The 17,065-nt window shown below is 32.6% G+C and carries 16 protein-coding genes; 8 read left to right on the top strand and 8 right to left on the bottom strand.

What is annotated here, in order from left to right; translation table 11 throughout:
- The first annotated feature begins 116 nt into the window (after positions 1-116).
- From HYN86_RS11430 to HYN86_RS11410, 5 genes are all read left to right on the top strand, one after another.
- Positions 117-2,045 carry a vWA domain-containing protein gene (locus tag HYN86_RS11430; RefSeq protein WP_113678143.1) on the top strand — a complete coding sequence of 643 codons (1,929 nt, stop codon included), beginning with the start codon at positions 117-119 and terminating at the stop codon, positions 2,043-2,045.
- A 68-nt stretch (positions 2,046-2,113) separates the two neighbouring features.
- A complete protein-coding gene (locus tag HYN86_RS11425; RefSeq protein ID WP_113678142.1) occupies positions 2,114-3,364 on the top strand; it encodes a dihydroorotase in 1,251 nt (416 codons plus the stop codon).
- Between the two features lie 4 nt (positions 3,365-3,368).
- The gene (locus tag HYN86_RS11420) at positions 3,369-3,695 is read left to right on the top strand and encodes a hypothetical protein (protein ID WP_113678141.1); all 327 of its coding nucleotides are present in this window, start codon (positions 3,369-3,371) and stop codon (positions 3,693-3,695) included.
- Between the two features lie 61 nt (positions 3,696-3,756).
- Entirely contained in the window at positions 3,757-4,401 is a 645-nt protein-coding gene (locus HYN86_RS11415) for an alpha/beta hydrolase (RefSeq protein ID WP_113678140.1), read from the top strand.
- Positions 4,402-4,452: 51 nt separating this feature from the next.
- A complete protein-coding gene (locus HYN86_RS11410) occupies positions 4,453-5,022 on the top strand; it encodes a cysteine hydrolase family protein (protein ID WP_113678139.1) in 570 nt (189 codons plus the stop codon).
- A gap of 59 nt (positions 5,023-5,081) precedes the next feature.
- Here the strand turns inward: HYN86_RS11410 and HYN86_RS11405 are convergent, their stop codons facing one another.
- Genes HYN86_RS11405 through HYN86_RS11395 form a run of 3 tightly spaced genes read right to left on the bottom strand, consistent with a single transcriptional unit; the run spans position 5,082 to position 6,833 of the window.
- A complete protein-coding gene (locus HYN86_RS11405; RefSeq protein ID WP_230406353.1) occupies positions 5,082-5,507 on the bottom strand; it encodes a hypothetical protein in 426 nt (141 codons plus the stop codon).
- A gap of 45 nt (positions 5,508-5,552) precedes the next feature.
- Positions 5,553-6,056, bottom strand: coding sequence for a hypothetical protein (locus HYN86_RS11400; protein WP_113678137.1), 504 nt, complete (start codon positions 6,054-6,056; stop codon positions 5,553-5,555).
- A gap of 12 nt (positions 6,057-6,068) precedes the next feature.
- Positions 6,069-6,833 (bottom strand): MBL fold metallo-hydrolase, encoded by a 765-nt coding sequence (locus tag HYN86_RS11395; protein WP_113678136.1) that lies wholly within the window; start codon positions 6,831-6,833, stop codon positions 6,069-6,071.
- Between the two features lie 90 nt (positions 6,834-6,923).
- Between HYN86_RS11395 and HYN86_RS11390 the strand changes: the two genes are divergently transcribed.
- Complete coding sequence (locus tag HYN86_RS11390; protein WP_113678135.1) at positions 6,924-8,384, top strand: TonB-dependent receptor; 1,461 nt, start codon at positions 6,924-6,926, stop codon at positions 8,382-8,384.
- A gap of 1,178 nt (positions 8,385-9,562) precedes the next feature.
- On the opposite strand, the gene bcp is transcribed toward HYN86_RS11390, so the two are convergent.
- Positions 9,563-10,015 carry a thioredoxin-dependent thiol peroxidase gene (gene bcp, locus HYN86_RS11385; RefSeq protein ID WP_113678134.1) on the bottom strand — a complete coding sequence of 151 codons (453 nt, stop codon included), beginning with the start codon at positions 10,013-10,015 and terminating at the stop codon, positions 9,563-9,565.
- Between the two features lie 119 nt (positions 10,016-10,134).
- On the opposite strand from bcp, the gene HYN86_RS11380 reads away from it, so the two are divergent.
- Positions 10,135-10,812, top strand: coding sequence for an endonuclease III domain-containing protein (locus HYN86_RS11380; RefSeq protein ID WP_113678133.1), 678 nt, complete (start codon positions 10,135-10,137; stop codon positions 10,810-10,812).
- Positions 10,813-10,854: 42 nt separating this feature from the next.
- Here HYN86_RS11380 and HYN86_RS11375 read toward each other — a convergent pair whose 3' ends face one another.
- The 3 genes from HYN86_RS11375 to HYN86_RS11370 form a co-directional block, all read right to left on the bottom strand.
- Positions 10,855-11,919, bottom strand: a complete 1,065-nt coding sequence (locus HYN86_RS11375) for a tetratricopeptide repeat protein (protein ID WP_113678132.1) — start codon at positions 11,917-11,919, stop codon at positions 10,855-10,857.
- Between the two features lie 552 nt (positions 11,920-12,471).
- Entirely contained in the window at positions 12,472-12,615 is a 144-nt protein-coding gene (locus HYN86_RS21060; RefSeq protein ID WP_205334597.1) for a hypothetical protein, read from the bottom strand.
- Between the two features lie 50 nt (positions 12,616-12,665).
- The gene (locus HYN86_RS11370) at positions 12,666-13,250 is read right to left on the bottom strand and encodes an RNA polymerase sigma factor (protein ID WP_095953225.1); all 585 of its coding nucleotides are present in this window, start codon (positions 13,248-13,250) and stop codon (positions 12,666-12,668) included.
- Positions 13,251-13,781: 531 nt separating this feature from the next.
- Here HYN86_RS11370 and uvrA point away from each other — a divergent pair.
- A complete protein-coding gene (uvrA, locus tag HYN86_RS11365) occupies positions 13,782-16,577 on the top strand; it encodes an excinuclease ABC subunit UvrA (RefSeq protein WP_113678131.1) in 2,796 nt (931 codons plus the stop codon).
- 89 nt (positions 16,578-16,666) lie between these two features.
- Here uvrA and HYN86_RS11360 read toward each other — a convergent pair whose 3' ends face one another.
- Positions 16,667-16,966 carry a hypothetical protein gene (locus HYN86_RS11360; RefSeq protein ID WP_205334596.1) on the bottom strand — a complete coding sequence of 100 codons (300 nt, stop codon included), beginning with the start codon at positions 16,964-16,966 and terminating at the stop codon, positions 16,667-16,669.
- Positions 16,967-17,065 lie beyond the last annotated feature (99 nt).

The raw sequence follows: 17,065 nt of genomic DNA, 5'->3' as shown, positions 1-17,065 counted from the left end.
TCCGGCAATAGTTAATCTCTTACATAAACTTATAGGGTTAAAATAATTTTTAATTCGTATTTTTGACCAGCATCTTCGCGAAAAACAAAACGTAGTGAAGTAAATCGAAGCCAGAAATGCATTTTAAACATCCCGAAATTCTATACTTTCTGTTTTTATTGATCGTTCCAATTTTGGTTCACTTATTTCAATTAAGACGTTTTAAAACCTCTTTTTTTACCAATGTTCGATTCTTAAAAGAGCTTGCAATTCAGACTCGTAAAAGTTCTAAAATTAAAAAACGTCTTTTATTGGCTACGCGCTTATTACTGCTGACTTTTATAATTTTAGCTTTTGCACAGCCTTTTTTTCAGGCAGTTGACAGCAAAAATGCTTCAAACGAAATGTATATTGTTTTAGACAATTCGTTTAGTATGCAGGCAAAAGGCAAAAAAGGCGAATTATTAAAAAGAGCTGTTCAGGAATTGCTTGAAAATACACCAGAAAACACTTCATTTTCTTTATTAACCAACACCGAAAATTTCTGGAATACCGATATTAAATCTTCTAAAAGTGCTTTACAAAACCTAAAGTACAGTGCAGCGCCTTTTGACCTTTCGGCAATAACTGCAAAAATTAAAGCACACAAATCGGCACATAAAAAAGACATTGTAATTATTACAGATGCCGTGGGTTTAAAAGAAAAAGATATTGCAGCTGTAAATTTCGAAGAAAAACCATATTTCATAGTTCCAGAAGCAGAACAAAAAAACAACATTTCTGTCGACAGCGTTTACATCAATCAAACTTTGGAGAATTTCTATGAAATCGGAATTAATTTATCAGCTTACGGCGAAGATTTCAAACCAGTTTCGACTGCTTTGTACAATCAAAATAAATTGATTGCCAAAACGATTGTCAATTTTGAAACTAAAAAAAAGAAAATCAATTTTACGATTCCAAAAGAAGCTTTTCACGGCTATGTAACGATCGAAGATAACGGCTTAACGTATGATAATAAATTGTTTTTCAGTATTTCTAAAAACAAAAAAACAAACGTTATCAGTATCGGCGAACCTGAAAAAAGTAATTTCTTATCTAGAATTTACACTTCAGGCGAATTCAATTACCACAACTATTCGATTACTTCATTAGATTACAACAGTTTAGAGAAACAAAATACGATTATTTTAAACGAATTGAATGAAATTCCGCAGGCTTTGCAGACTACTTTAAAAGCTTTTGTTTCTAAAGGCGGTAATTTGGTTGTAATTCCTTCTGAAAAGAGTTCAATTTCTAATTTAAATACTTTACTGAGTAATTTTGGGAAAGTTCAATTCGGAAATTTAGAAGCCAGCAATAAATTAATCACAAAAATTAATTTTGACCATCCGTTATTTTCGGGAGTTTTTGAGAACAAAATAACGAATTTTCAATATCCAAAAGTAAATAGTGTTTTTGCCGTTTCCAGTTCATATCCAGCTGTGCTTTCCTTTGAGGATCAGACTCCTTTTGTAACTTCCGTTCAAAATCCAGTTTCAGGAATAACTGTTTTTACAGCACCAATAAACAGCACAAATTCTAATTTTCAGCAATCTCCTTTAATTGTTCCTCTCTTTTATAAAATAGCGCAGAACAATCAAAAAACTGGAGTTAACGCATTGACAATCGGAAATAATCAGCCTTATTTTGTGGATGTTTTATTGACCAAAGACGCGATTTTGGAAGTAAAAGGAAACGAAGATTCTTTTATTCCGATTCAGCAGATATTGAACAATAAAGTAAAATTAACCTTTAATGATTTTCCTGAAACTGCTGGGAATTACGGTATTTTCGACAAAAAAGAATGGGTTGAAAATATTAGTTTTAATTACAAGCGAACAGAAAGTGATTTAAGTCAGGTAAACACAAATGTAGTTTCTGACTTTAAAACCGCCGATACCATTTCGACCATTTTTAATACCTTACAAACTGAACGAACCGACAGCCAAATTTGGAAATGGTTTGTTATCTTTGCACTGTTATTTTTAGCACTAGAAATGGCAATTATAAAATTTGTAAAATAGAATTCGCGATTGTTTTAAAGGCATTTTACTTTTTACAAAAATCATTTACGACAAAAAAATATCTACATATGAAAATAATCATCAAAAGCGCCAAAATTATCGATTCAAAAAGTCCGTTTCACAATCAGACCGTTGATCTTTTAATTGCAGATGGTTTAATAGAAAAAATAGGCCTTTCACTTCCTAACGATGATGCAGAAATTATACGTTTCGATGATCTTCACGTTTCACAGGGCTGGTTTGACAGCAGTGTCTCGCTGGGAGAGCCGGGTTACGAAGACAGAGAAACCATTGCAAACGGATTAAATGTTGCTGCAAAAAGCGGTTTTACTGCAATTGCCCTGCAGCCGAACTCCTTCCCTGTGATTGACAATCAGTCTCAAGTAAATTTTGTAAAAAATAAAGCAAACGGTTCTGCAGTAGAAATTTTCCCAATTGGAGCTTTAACTAAAGCAAGCGAAGGAAAAGACATGGCTGAACTTTTTGATATGAAAAAAGCCGGTGCGATTGCTTTTGGAGATTACAACAAAAGTATCGACAACGCTAATATCCTGAAAATCGCTTTACAATATGTACAGGATTTTGACGGGTTGGTAATTGCTTACTCGCAAGATCCTAATATTAAAGGAAATGGTGTTGCAAACGAAGGAATTGTTTCTACAAGATTAGGTTTAAAAGGAATTCCAAATTTAGCCGAAGAACTTCAGATTTCAAGAAACTTATTTTTATTGGAATACACAGGCGGAAAACTTCATATTCCAACCATTTCGACAGCAAAATCGGTTCAATTGATTAGAGAAGCTAAAGCTAAAGGTCTAAACGTAACCTGCAGCGCATCTGTACATCATTTGGTTTTAACAGATGAAAAACTAGACGGATTTGATACTCGTTTTAAAGTTACGCCTCCGTTACGCACAGAAGTCGACAGACAAGCTTTATTAAACGGAATTGCCGATCACACCATCGATACAATAACTTCAGACCACAATCCGATTGACATTGAATTCAAGAAAATGGAATTTGATACAGCTAAAAACGGAACTATTGGTCTAGAAAGCGCTTTTGGAGCTTTATTAACAGTTTTACCATTAGAAACTGTAGTGGCAAAATTAACTGCCGCAAGAAGCATTTTTGGTTTGGAAAACCATACAATTGAAGAAGGTGCAAAAGCAAATTTCACCTTATTTACTCCAGAAGATAAATCAACATTTACGAAAGAAAATATTCTTTCAAAATCTAAAAATTCTGCTTTTTTAGGAACTGAATTAAAAGGTTCTGTTTATGGAATTTTCAATCAAAATCAACTAGTTACAAAATAATAAAATGAATAATTCAGTCGAAGAAGGAAAATCAATTGCCATTACCAGTTACATTCTAATTATTGGTGTTTTGATCGCCATGAGTATGAATTCTGAAAACAAAAATACTTTTGCTTCTTTTCATATCCGTCAAGCTTTAGGATTATCCTTAACCTTTATTTCCTTAGGTGCAATAATTAGTAATTTCGATAGCTTTTTTATCACTTTTCCAATGTGGATTTGTATTTCAATTTTGTGGACTTTTGGTATTTTTACTGCCATACAAGGACAAATGAAACCAATTCCGTTAGTTGGAGAATTATTCCAGAAATGGTTTAAAAAGATTGGTTAATTTTTTAAATTTCAATTAAAAAAAATCCAAATTCGGAAAATTCACAATTCACAATTAAAATATGAATCTATCTTTAGAATATAAAATACAAGAACCAAAAGTAATTTTAGATAAAAATCCGCTATTGCTATTATTGCATGGATATGGCAGTAACGAAGCCGATTTATTTTCATTCGCTTCTGAACTTCCAGACAATTATTATATTATTTCTGCCAGAGCGCCTTACGATTTACAATACGGAGCTTACGCTTGGTACGCAATTAATTTTGATGCCGATCAAAATAAATTTTCAGATAACGAACAAGCTAAAACTTCAAGAGATTTAATAGCAAAATTTATTGACGAATTAGTTGCAAATTATCCAGTTGACGCAAGTAACGTAACTTTAATTGGATTTAGCCAAGGATCTATTTTAAGTTATGCAGCAGCACTTTCTTATCCAGAAAAAATTCAGAGAGTAGTTGCAATGAGTGGTTATTTTAACGAAGAAATCATCAAAGAAGGTTTTGAAAATAACGATTTTAAAAACCTTAAAATATTCGCCTCTCACGGAACTGTTGATCAAGTTATTCCAATTGAATGGGCTAGAAAAACTCCCGCAATTTTAGAGAAATTAGATATTCCTATTGTTTACAAAGAATATCCTGTTGGACATGGTGTTGCTCCGCAGAATTTCTTTGATTTTAAGAATTGGCTGGAAAATTAAGTATTCAGTTGCAGTTTTAAGTCGCAGTTTAAGAACAAAATCTTTTGCAAAATGAGCATTACAAGACTCAACAATCCCGCACTACTATTAATTGATATTCAAAAAGGTTTTCAAGACGTTGCTTACTGGGGCGGAGACCGAAATAATGTTAACGCAGAAGAAAAAGCTGGCGAATTATTGGAAATATGGAGGAGTAAAAAACTGCCTATTTTTCATGTTCAGCATTGTTCCTCAAATCCAAATTCGATTTTACACGAAACGAACCGAGGAAATGAATTTCAGGATTTGGTAAAACCTTTGGAAAGTGAAATTATCATTAAGAAAAATGTCAATAGCGCTTTTATCGGAACGAATTTAAAGGAGCTTCTTGATAATGCTAAAATCACTGATCTTGTAATTGTTGGCTTAACTACAGACCACTGTGTTTCTACCACAACAAGAATGGCTGGAAATTTTGGCTTCAACGTTTATCTGGTTTCTGATGCAACCGCAACTTTCAATAAAAAAGGTATAAATGGAGAAGAATTCTCTGCCGAATTAATCCATCAGACTGCATTGGCAAGTTTAAATGAAGAATTTGCTCAAGTAGTAACTTCCGAGTCTATTAAAGAATTTGTTTAGTATTCAGTCGCAGTTTTCAGTCTCAACAAACTGCAAACTGCGACCTAGACTGTAAGCTTTTACTGTCCAGTATAAAGAATCTTTCCGTTTTTCTTCAACACATAACCTTTCCAAGGAATTAACTGCCAATCGCCGTTAACCCAAGAATCGCCTTCGGAGTTTCTTTCTAAAATGATGGATTCTTTTTGAGTGTCCAGAAAAAGTTCCGCTTTGTCTCCATCAAAGATTACATATGATGCTGTAGTGTACGTTTTACCATCATCATAATGTGACAGTTTTGTCCCTTCGAAAATTCGGATACATTCTTTTTTAAGTGTTGACCAAGTATATCCAGCAGAAGCTTTACAACCGTGAGAATCGGCATCTGCTCCCACAACGGCTTCTTTTACCGGCTCTTTTGAAGTTGTATTTACATTTTCCTGAGAAACTTTTTTGGCGCAGGAAAACGCGCTCGCCATAATCAAAAACAAAAACATCTTTTTCATAATCCTAATTTATTTAAAGGTCAAAAAAAATAGGATTATAAAATCCTATTTTTGATATAACCAAGTTTGATTTACTTCAAAAGTAATATTATCATCGTTATCAACAAAGTATTTTAACAAGACTTCTCCCCATAATTCACCATTGCTGTAATCTGCAATGATCCATCTGTGGTTTAAAATTTTTACTTTATTGATGATAAATTTATTCGGACCAATCTGATCTTGACCAGTATACGGATTCCCTTTTGGGTTTGCGTTGTAGTCTAATAATTTTTCAGTTACAACTGGAATCAGTTTTTCGTACAAAATTACTTTTCCGCCCGAAGCACTGTTATCAAAGTAATTTTGAGCATTTTCGTTATGTTCCAGAGAAAAATAATCAGCTTCGGCTAATTGCGTTTTTACTAGATTAATGCTGTCTCTTAGTTTCTTAGTTGTTTTATCATATCTATTCTGTGCAAATTTTACTTCACCGCTGTAGAACGCATACGTAAAAACATTCATTAAAATGGCTAGAATAAAAAGATAAAGCATTAAGGATTTTTTCATTTTGTAGTATAATTAAATTGTAATATCTAAATTGTCATAAGCAAGAAAAACATTTTCCGGAAGCGTTTTTTGTACTTCTTCATGAAAACCTAAAACGTGGCTGATATGCGTTAAATACGCTTTTTCGGGTTTAACGAGATTGATAAAATCTAGTGCTTCCTGCAGGTTAAAATGTGTATCATGAGGTTCAACTCTCAAAGCATTTACCACCAAAACTTTTAGGCCTTTCAGTTTATCAATTTCAGCTTGTTCGATTGTTTTTACATCTGTCAGGTACGCAAAATCATCGATTCTATAGCCAAAAACCTGTAAATCGCCGTGCATAGCGCTGATTGGAACTGCTATTTTGTCTCCGATTTCAAACGGAACATTATTTTTCACCTCAATTGTTTTTACACTTGGAGCTCCTGGATATTTATTGACCGTTTCAAAAACATAATCAAAACGACGTCTCAAATTATCCAAAACACGCTGATGCCCATAAATAGGAATTTCTCCCTGTCTAAAATTAAACGGGCGAATATCGTCTAAACCAGCGGTATGATCTGCGTGTTCGTGAGTAAATAAAATTGCATCGAGTTTTGTGCATCCGCAAGAAAGCATCTGCTGTCTAAAATCGGGGCCGCAATCGATAACATAAGAATGCTCGTCCCATGTAATCCAAATGGATACACGAAGCCTTTTATCCTTAGCATCAGTGCTTTTACAAACTGGATGATCGATTCCGATAATCGGAATACCTTGGGAAGTACCTGTACCTAAAAAATAAACCTTCAATTGAACTTAATTTTTTTACAAAAATAGGATTAATTCTCTTTCATTAGAAGCCTAATTTACTAACTTTGTAACAAATCTATTTAAAATAAAATGGGTACAGAAATAAAACTCAAGGGTGACAAGGTCATCGAACAGATTCCTTCTATAAAAGACAAAGCTTTACGCATTAATTTAAACGAGAATATTTACGGAACGTTTGCTGAAATAGGAGCTGGACAAGAGACAGTTAGACACTTTTTTAGATCTGGAGGTTCATCGGGAACAATTGCAAAAGCAATGTCTGCCTATGATAAAGATTTTAGTGATGCGGTTTATGGAGTAGAAAGTGATGGAAGATATGTTACCGAAGAGCGTTTAAAAAAAATGCTGACTCACGAAGGACAAATCATCGAAGAACGTCTAAGTCGAGAAAAACACCCCACAAAACTTTTTTTTAGTTACGCTAACACTGTAGCCACAATAGATTTTGCCAAACAATTTAAAGGTCACGGATGGGTTGGAATTAGATACCAGATAGAACCAGACGAAGCTTATAACGAAATTATTCTGCACATTCGTTTTAAAGAGACCGATGCAAGATTACAACAAGAAACACTAGGGATTTTAGGTGTAAACTTAATTTACGGTGCTTTTTACAAATACAACGATCCTAAACGATTACTTCGTTATTTATACGATCACTTAGATAAAGACCAATTAGAAATCGACACCATTAACTTTTCTGGACCTCGTTTTGCCGATGTCGACAACCGTTTGATGAGTCTGCAATTGGTTAAAAACGGAATGACAGATGCCGTAATGTTTAATCCAGAAGGAAAAAATATTCTGCCTGCAGCTGTTTTATACAAAAAGAATCTTCTTGCCTTTAGAGGAAGTTTCCGTCCGGTTACTAATGTCAATCTTGACATGTACGAGAAATCATTAAAAATGTTTCTTGAAGAAAATAAAGTTGAAAAAAATAATACACTTGTTGTTTTTGAAATTACACTTTCTAACCTGCGTTCAGATGGTGAAATTGACGAACGTGACTTTATGGACAGAGCCGAATTACTCTGTTCGCTGGGCCAGACTGTAATGATTTCTAATTTCCAGGAGTATTATAAAGTGGTTGAATATTTTTCTAATTATACCAAGGCCCGTATGGGACTGGCAATGGGTGTAAACAACCTTATTGATATTTTTGATGAGAAATATTATCGTCATTTGAGCGGTGGAATTCTTGAAGCTTTTGGAAAATTATTTTACCGAGATATGAAAGTATTCTTGTATCCAATGTTAGGTGAAGATGGAGAAATTATCACTTCTGATAATCTAAAAGTTCACCCGAGAATGAAAGAATTATATAAATTCTTTAAGTTTAACGGTAAAGTTGTCGACATTAAAGATTATAACCCAAATATATTAAATGTATTCTCTCGCGAAGTACTAAAAATGATTGGACAAGGTAAAACCGGCTGGGAACCTATGCTTCCTTCTGGAGTTGCCGAAATTATAAAAGAGCATCATCTTTTTGGATATCATCCACAGAAAGAGCTTGAGCAAAATGCTTAATAAAAAGTCTCAAAAGGAAATTTCTTTTTGGGACTTTTTTTTGTTTTTTCAAGTTTCATGCTGGTCTTTGCATTTTAATTTTTTAACGCAAAGTACGCTAAGATTTTTTGATAAACTGGGTTTTATAAAAATACAAAGTCCGCAAAGCTTTGTGTTGATTTAGCTTTACCAGATGAAAAACTTGAAATATAAAATTTTTACCACAGAGTACACTAAGATTTTTTGATATGCTAGATTTATAAAAAACACAAAGTTCGCAAAGCTTTGTATGGATTTAGCTTTGCGGACTTTGTGTTTATAAACGCTACAAATGAATAAAAAACTTAGCGTGCTTTGCGTTAAAAAAATCACACGCTAAGTTTAACATAAAACCTAAAAAAAAATTAAACTTGAAACAAAAAATTTACCACAGAGGGCACTAAGATTTTTGATAAACTAATTGTAATAAAAAACACAAAGTTCACAAAGCTTTGTATTGATTTAGCTTTGCGGACTTTGTGTTTATAAACGCCGTGAATGAATAAAAACTCAGCGTGCTTTGCGTTAAAAAAATCACACGCCAAGTTTAACATAAAACCTGAAAAAAATTAAACTTGAAACAAAAAATTTACCACAGAGGGCACTAAGATTTTTGACAAGCTAGATTTATAAAAAAAACACAAAGTTCACAAAGCTTTGTACTGACTTTGCTTTGCGGACTTTGTGTTTATAAACGCCACGAATGAATAAAAACTCAGCGTGCTTTGCGTTAAAAAAATCACACGCCAAGTTTAACATAAAACCTGAAACAAAGAAAACTTGAAACAAAAAATTTACCACAGAGTGCACTAAGATTTTTTGATAAACTAATTGTAATAAAAAAAATAAAGTTCACAAAGCTTTGTGTTGATTTAGCTTTGCGAACTTTGTGTCTATAAACGCGAAAAATAAATAAAAAACTCAGCGTGCTTTGCGTTAAAAAAATCACACGCCAAGTTTAACATAAAACCTGAAACAAAGAAAACTTGAAACAAAAAATTTACCATAAAGTTCACAAAGCTTTGTACTGACTTAGCTTTGCGGACTTTGTGTTTATAAAGGCCACAAATGAATAAAAAACTTAGCGTACTTTGCGTTAAAAAAATCACACGCCATGTTCAAAATGAAACCTGAAACAAAGAAAACTTAAAACAAAAAATTTATTTTAAAATCTGTGCTGCGTGTTCTTTTGTTTTTACTTTTTCTATAACTTCTTCAATAATTCCTTTTTCATCAATTACAAAAGTTGTTCTATGGATTCCGTCGTACTCTTTCCCCATGAACTTTTTAGGTCCCCAAACTCCAAACGCATTGATAACCGACTTGTCTTCGTCTGCAATTAAAGGAAAAGGAAACTCGTATTTATCTTTAAATTTAGACTGTGCTTTCTGATTATCAGCACTAACACCTAAAAGCTCATAATTATTAGCTTTAAAACGTTCAAAATTATCTCTCAAATCACAAGCTTCGGCGGTACATCCCGGTGTACTTGCTTTTGGATAAAAGAAGACTACTAATTTTTTCCCAGCATAATCTGCCAGTTTATGTGCTTTTCCGTCTTGATCTACGCCAGAAAAATTTGGTGCTTCATCCCCTGCTTTTAATGTTGTCATATTTCTTATTTTAGATTGTTGATTTTAGAGTTTAGATTAAAATTCAAAGATAACTTATACCGCCAACTCTTAACTCATAACTTAGAATTCATTATTTTTACGGGATTAAAAATACGGAAATGAATAAAGAAGCTCGCGTACAATTTGTTATAAATACGTTAAAAGAACTCTACCCTACCATACCTGTACCGCTAGACCATAAAGATCCTTACACGCTTTTGATTGCCGTTTTGCTTTCTGCTCAATGTACAGATGTGCGTGTAAATCAAATTACTCCTTTATTATTTGCAAAGGCTGATAATCCGTATGACATGGTTAAAATGTCTGTAGAAGAAATTAAGGAAATAATCCGTCCTTGTGGTTTATCACCTATGAAATCAAAAGGGATTTACGGTTTATCAGAGATTTTAATTGAAAAGCATAACGGCGAAGTACCGCAAAGTTTTGAAGCGCTTGAAGCTTTACCTGCTGTTGGACATAAAACTGCAAGTGTGGTAATGTCCCAGGCTTTTGGAGTTCCTGCTTTTCCTGTTGATACACATATCCATAGACTAATGTACCGCTGGAATTTATCGAATGGAAAAAATGTGGCTCAAACTGAAAAAGACGCAAAAAGATTATTTCCAAGAGAATTATGGAACGACTTACATCTTCAGATAATTTGGTACGGCCGTGAATATTCACCTGCAAGAGGATGGAGCTTAGAAAAAGATATCATTACCAAAACAATTGGAAAAAAATCTATTATTGAAGAAATGGAAACCCCAAAACCTTCTAAAAAACAAGGCACAAAATAAAAACTTTGTGCCTTTGCTTCTTTATAACTTTGTGTTTTAAAATTACATTCCTGATTTTAAAGCATTATACTCTGCCGTCATGTCCAGCGAACGATAAACTCCTAAGAGAATTTTTGCAGCGTCTTGATTTTTAGGTTCAATACTAAGCGCCTTTTTTAGATACGGAATCGCACTTCGAGTTATATCATCCTTTCTAGCATTCAATTTATCATATTTCTGCATTTCAGCTGGCGTAGTTCCTAATGCCGCAATTTCTTCTGCCAAATCCTTTTTGATCTGTAACTTCAAGTAAGCTAAATTAATATAGGCCTCAATATTATTAGGTTCTAATTCCAGAACATAATTATAGGTTACTTCTGCTTTCGGATAGTCCTTTTTTTCAAGGTAAGAATAAGCGAGATTCGTATTTACTTCAATTCTTTTAGAAGGAATCGATTCTGTTCTAGGTTTCTCATAGAGTCCCTGCTGAATAGCCGATTCTCTTGCTTTTGGCGAAATAAAAGCATCTTCTTCTTTTGTTTTCTTATTTGTAGCATAGTACATAACTCCTTTTCCAGAAAAATTAATCTTTTTCAAGAGTTCATAATAAGTAACAGCAGAATTAAAGTCTTTTGCGTTTAATGACGATGATGCTGCGTTAAATAAATTAAGCGTATCTTTTTTATCAAACAAATACACTTTATAACTTTTTTCAGCACTCTCTTTAAATTTTCCAGCTTTAAAATCTGCAGATGCACCATTGACAAGACTCGCTTTCATGTCTTTTAGAGCCATGTTTGCTTTGACAGTAGATTTGAATTTACCTGATTCGTTTTCGTATAAAAATACATCTTGATAGGCTTGCGATGCTAATGTAAAGTTATTTGCCGCATCAATATTTTTTACAGCTAAATCTTTTAAGACATTTCCTTTTAAGAAGTAAAAATCTGATTTATCCTCATCTGGAGCATTCAAAATAAGATATTCTGTTTTTGTTAAAATTGATAAAGCTTCTTCGCTTTTTCCTTTCTCATACAAAGATTGCGCTTCTTTAATTTTATCTTTTTGGGCAAATGCGCCTATGCTTATCATAAAAAGGCATGATAACATTGTTATTTTCTCTTTCATTTTACAGTTAAGTTTTGGTTGATTAAATGATTTCTTTTTATTGAGGCGTAGTGGAGCAGATAATTAAAAGTGAATTAAATTATCTCGACTACTTTGCAGGCAAAAAATATTTTCTGGTCCAAATATTTTCTGCTCAAAATCAAATGAACATTAAACTTAACAAAATAAAGCAGGGTAGTTTTTTTTCATAAATAATCTGGTTTTGGGTTAAGTATTTAAATATTAATTTACTATTGTTTTTGATTTAGTGTTTAAAATAAAAATATTACTAAGAAAAAATCCTTATAAAAGCTTTTTTAATGAATAAAAAATTACTTTTTAACTAAAATAAAATTAAAAACTAAATAAACACACAAAATCCAATCAAAATATTAAATTTTAACAAAACTAGACAGAAAATGATATAAAAAACTTATAAAAAAATTAAAAGAGCTGAACATTTTTGTATAAAAAAACTCACTATCTGTATCTACATACGAATAGTGAGCATTTGAACCAAAACGACCATTTGGTTTTTATTTTTATAAACATCCGACAGGAGCAGTGGGCTGTTTAATTAGCTATAATCTCAAAACTTTTATCTTCAACCTTAACTACAGTTAATGCTTGAGAATAATTCAATAAGAAAGAAACGATTTCTTTATTAGGTTTAAGATTTTTAGAAGCTAGTGCTTTTTTTGAGTAAATTTTCGCCATATTGTAAAAATGATTTATACCAATATAACGAGCTAATTATCAAAATAGTATTAGTTGGTTAAAATAATTTGATGTTTCTCAATTATTTTTCTCAAATTCATTAATGCATAACGCATTCTTCCTAGTGCAGTATTGATACTTACGCCTGTAATCTCCGAGATTTCTTTGAAACTCATATCTTGATACATTCGCATTACAAGTACTTCTTTTTGATCTTCAGGAAGTTCTTCGATAAGCTTTTTTAAATCAATTTCAACTTGATCTACAATCATTTTACCTTCAATAGTCAATGCGTCGTCTGACATAATAGAAAAAATAGAAAACTCTTCTGTTTCTCTATACATTGGCATTTTCTTGGTTTTACGGAAATGATCCACAATCAAGTTATGGGAAATTCGCATTACCCACGGAAGGAATTTTCCCTCTTCGTTATAAGAATTACTTTTTAAAGTTTTGATTACTTTAATAAATGTATCTTGAAAAATATCATTTGAAATATCTCTATCAGCAATCTTAGAATATATAAAACCATATATCTTAGATTCATGCCTTTTTATCAATGTTGCCAAAGCAGCCTCACTGCCTTCAACATAGTTTTTAACTAATAGAGCGTCTGGAATATGCAGATCTGCCATAATACTACTTTTTTAGTTTTTGTTTTAAAATTTGGAGTAATTTTTTCTAAAAAGTAGTTTTTCTAAATAGGCGATCTTTTTTTTGTTGAGTTGTGTTAATATTGTGGTCAAATTTAACAAATTATTATTTGAAAATGCAAATAAAACCACTAATAATTATTAGTAAAAAATTTATTAAAGTAAGATAAACTTAAAGTTTACATTGAAACAACACTAAACCTCTGATTTGAAGATAAAGCATGTCTTTCAAAAAATAGCGATAAATACCTTACAATTAATGATATTAAATTGTGCTTTTTATTAATTCTGAACGTAAATCAATATAATTTTCGATTTAAGCTGATGACAATATAGAGCTTTTTTTTGTCTTTTACAGTTTTACTTGAATTTTATGTTAAAAAAAAATCAGAATTATCGGAAAAACAACTCTTTAAACTGATTTATATTATGGTAAAATAGTTAGAATTTGGAACTATATCCTTAACAAAATCCAATTCAAAATTGATTACTTTTGTAAAAATTGACTTTTTTATGCAAATTGATCTTTCTAAAATAGACCCAAAATCAAATATTATAATAAAAGGAGCACAAGTACATAATCTAAAAAATGTAGATGTGGTTATTCCGAGAAACAAACTTGTTGTTATAACAGGTCTTTCTGGATCAGGAAAATCGAGTTTAGCTTTTGATACTTTATATGCCGAAGGACAAAGACGTTATGTAGAAAGTTTATCTTCTTATGCACGTCAGTTTTTAGGACGCTTGGATAAACCTAAAGTTGAATATATTAAAGGTATCGCACCCGCAATTGCTATTGAACAGAAGGTAAATACGACAAACGCCCGTTCGACTGTAGGAACATCAACAGAAATTTATGATTACATCAAACTTTTGTTTGCCCGAATAGGCCGCACATACTCTCCTATCTCTGGACAAGAAGTCAAAAAAAATACGGTAACAGATGTTATTTCTGACGTGAAAACTCTGCCAATTGACAGCAGATGGCTTTTGCTCTCTCCGATTCATCTTGAAGAAGGAAGACAGCTTGAAGACAAATTAAAAGTTTTACTGCAGCAAGGTTTTGCCCGTATTTTGGTTGATAACGAAATGGTTCGTCTGGACGAATTTACACCTTCGGATCTTCATAAATTTGACAATAAAGACATACTGCTTGTTATTGATCGTATCATTGTAAAGGAAGAAGAGGAATTTTACAACCGCCTTTCAGATGCTGTGCAGACTGCTTTTTTTGAAGGAAAAGGTATTTGTTATCTTCAAGAATTGGAATCTGATAAAAGATTTTCTTACTCGAATAAATTTGAACTGGACGGAATTAATTTCTTAGAACCAAATGTTCACTTATTCAGTTTTAACAATCCTTACGGAGCTTGTCCCGTTTGTGAAGGTTATGGAAATATAATAGGTATTGATGCCGATTTGGTTGTTCCAAATACTTCTTTATCAGTTTTTGAAAGTGCCATTTATCCTTGGCGAGGCGATAGTATGAGCTGGTATAAAGACGAATTGGTTAAACATGCTTATAAGTTTGATTTCCCTATTCACAAACCTTATTTTCAACTTACCGAAGAACAGAAAGATTTAATCTGGACTGGAAATCAGTATTTCCAAGGACTTAATGATTTCTTTAGAGAATTAGAAGAAAAGAATTATAAAATTCAAAACCGCGTAATGTTATCGCGTTACCGCGGCAAAACAAAATGCCATGTGTGTAAAGGCAAGCGCTTACGCGAAGAAGCTTCTTACGTAAAAATTAATAGTAAAACAGTTTCTGATTTAGTTGATTTACCAATAAAGCATTTGGTAACTTTCTTTAAAAACATCGAATTAAATGTTTACGAACAGCAGATTGCGAAACGTTTGATGGTCGAAATCAACAATCGTTTGTCATTCTTAACCGAAGTCGGATTAGATTATCTTACTTTAAATCGAAATTCCGCTACACTTTCAGGAGGTGAATCGCAGCGTATTAATCTTGCTACTTCTCTTGGGAGCAGTTTAGTTGGATCTATGTATATTTTAGATGAGCCAAGTATTGGCCTTCATCCAAAAGATTCTGAACGTCTGATAAAAGTTTTACTTTCTCTTCGTGATTTAGGCAATACGGTTATTGTAGTGGAACACGATGAAGACATTATGAAAGCTGCCGACATGATTATTGATATTGGTCCTGAAGCTGGAACTTTTGGAGGAAATCTTGTGGCGCAAGGAACTTATGATGAAATTTTAAAATCTGACTCGTTAACTGCTAAATATCTCAACGGAGATTTAGAAATTTCGGTTCCAAAGAAAAGAAGAAAATTTAAAAACCATATTGATATTGTTGGCGCTCGCGAAAACAATTTAAAAAACATCAATGTTACTTTTCCTCTAGATGTCTTAACAGTTGTTACCGGGGTTTCTGGAAGTGGAAAAAGTACTTTGATCAAAAAGATATTGTTTCCTGCAATGCAGAAAAAACTGGAAAGCGCCGCCGAAAAAGCAGGTCAATTCAGCGAACTAAAGGGTTCATTTTCTCAAATTAAACATATTGAATATGTAGACCAGAATCCGATTGGAAGAAGTTCGAGATCTAATCCTGTGACCTATATCAAAGCATACGATGACATTCGAGATTTGTATGCAAAAGAAAAATTATCTAAAATAAGAGGCTATCAGGCCAAACATTTTTCTTTTAACGTAGACGGAGGCCGATGCGAAACTTGTAAAGGAGAAGGCTCTATAAACGTCGAGATGGTCTTTATGGCCGATGTCTCACTTCCTTGCGAAACTTGCGGTGGAAAAAGATTCAAAAAAGAAATCTTAGAGGTTACTTTTGATAATCAAAACATCAATGACATTCTGACTATGACTATTGATGATGCTATTACTTTCTTTGAAAAAAACAAGCAGTCGAAAATAACGCAGAAATTACAGCCTTTACAAGATGTTGGATTAGGTTATGTACAATTAGGACAATCTTCTTCTACTCTTTCTGGTGGTGAAGCCCAGCGTATTAAACTGGCTTCTTTCTTGGTAAAAGGTGCAACTAAGGATAAGGCATTATTTGTTTTTGATGAGCCTACAACTGGTCTTCATTTCCATGACATCAAAAAGCTTCTAGCGTCATTTGATGCATTAATAGATAAAGGACATTCTATTATCGTCATCGAACATAATCTGGATTTAATAAAATGTGCCGACTGGATTTTGGATTTAGGCCCAGAAGGTGGAGAAAACGGCGGACATCTGCTCGCTTCTGGAACTCCTGAAGAAATTGTAAAAGTAAAAGAATCGGTTACAGGTGTTTATCTAAAAGACAAGCTATAAAATAATCATTCTAAAAAAAATAAGCCATAAATACATTTTGATTAAGAATGCATTTATGGCTTTTATTTTATTTTATTTCTTTAAAAATGCTAAGCTACTAAACATCTTTCCTCAAAAGGAACTCCATCTTCGTCTATAGCTACTAAAACCTTTTTTTGTTTTGATGCCTCAAAGGTTAAATACAGCCAAGCAAATGACCATAAACCTAGAGTTAAACAAAAAATCAAGAAATTCAAACTGTGGTTAACGACTTTTCCTCCTTTCGATAAGACAGCAAAAAGGAATTCATCGTTTCTCTCTTCTAAAGTAAATCCATTATGAACTTTATTTGATATCATATTAGAAAATACCTGCATGCTTTGTTCCTGGCTGAGATGATTGTCTTTCATAATTATTCTAATCTACATTTCTACATTAATCATAAACTTTTTCTTGCACAATTTATTACAAAGGTATTGATATTAAAAACATAAAAAAATACCTACATT

Source organism: Flavobacterium fluviale (genome assembly GCF_003312915.1).
Lineage (GTDB): Bacteria > Bacteroidota > Bacteroidia > Flavobacteriales > Flavobacteriaceae > Flavobacterium > Flavobacterium fluviale.
The sequence above is the reverse complement of the archived record's forward strand: the minus strand, read 5'-3'. Positions and strand labels throughout refer to the sequence as shown.

Coding starts and splice junctions, on each gene's coding strand:
- HYN86_RS11360 (WP_205334596.1), bottom strand. CDS start 16,966: ATGAAAGACAATCATCTCAGCCAGGAACAAAGCATGCAGGTATTTTCT.
- HYN86_RS11400 (WP_113678137.1), bottom strand. CDS start 6,056: ATGAAAAAATCCTTAATGCTTTATCTTTTTATTCTAGCCATTTTAATG.
- HYN86_RS11410 (WP_113678139.1), top strand. CDS start 4,453: ATGAGCATTACAAGACTCAACAATCCCGCACTACTATTAATTGATATT.
- bcp (WP_113678134.1), bottom strand. CDS start 10,015: ATGACAACATTAAAAGCAGGGGATGAAGCACCAAATTTTTCTGGCGTA.
- uvrA (WP_113678131.1), top strand. CDS start 13,782: ATGCAAATTGATCTTTCTAAAATAGACCCAAAATCAAATATTATAATA.
- HYN86_RS11390 (WP_113678135.1), top strand. CDS start 6,924: ATGGGTACAGAAATAAAACTCAAGGGTGACAAGGTCATCGAACAGATT.
- HYN86_RS21060 (WP_205334597.1), bottom strand. CDS start 12,615: ATGGCGAAAATTTACTCAAAAAAAGCACTAGCTTCTAAAAATCTTAAA.
- HYN86_RS11375 (WP_113678132.1), bottom strand. CDS start 11,919: ATGAAAGAGAAAATAACAATGTTATCATGCCTTTTTATGATAAGCATA.
- HYN86_RS11425 (WP_113678142.1), top strand. CDS start 2,114: ATGAAAATAATCATCAAAAGCGCCAAAATTATCGATTCAAAAAGTCCG.
- HYN86_RS11420 (WP_113678141.1), top strand. CDS start 3,369: ATGAATAATTCAGTCGAAGAAGGAAAATCAATTGCCATTACCAGTTAC.
- HYN86_RS11405 (WP_230406353.1), bottom strand. CDS start 5,507: ATGAAAAAGATGTTTTTGTTTTTGATTATGGCGAGCGCGTTTTCCTGC.
- HYN86_RS11380 (WP_113678133.1), top strand. CDS start 10,135: ATGAATAAAGAAGCTCGCGTACAATTTGTTATAAATACGTTAAAAGAA.
- HYN86_RS11415 (WP_113678140.1), top strand. CDS start 3,757: ATGAATCTATCTTTAGAATATAAAATACAAGAACCAAAAGTAATTTTA.
- HYN86_RS11430 (WP_113678143.1), top strand. CDS start 117: ATGCATTTTAAACATCCCGAAATTCTATACTTTCTGTTTTTATTGATC.
- HYN86_RS11370 (WP_095953225.1), bottom strand. CDS start 13,250: ATGGCAGATCTGCATATTCCAGACGCTCTATTAGTTAAAAACTATGTT.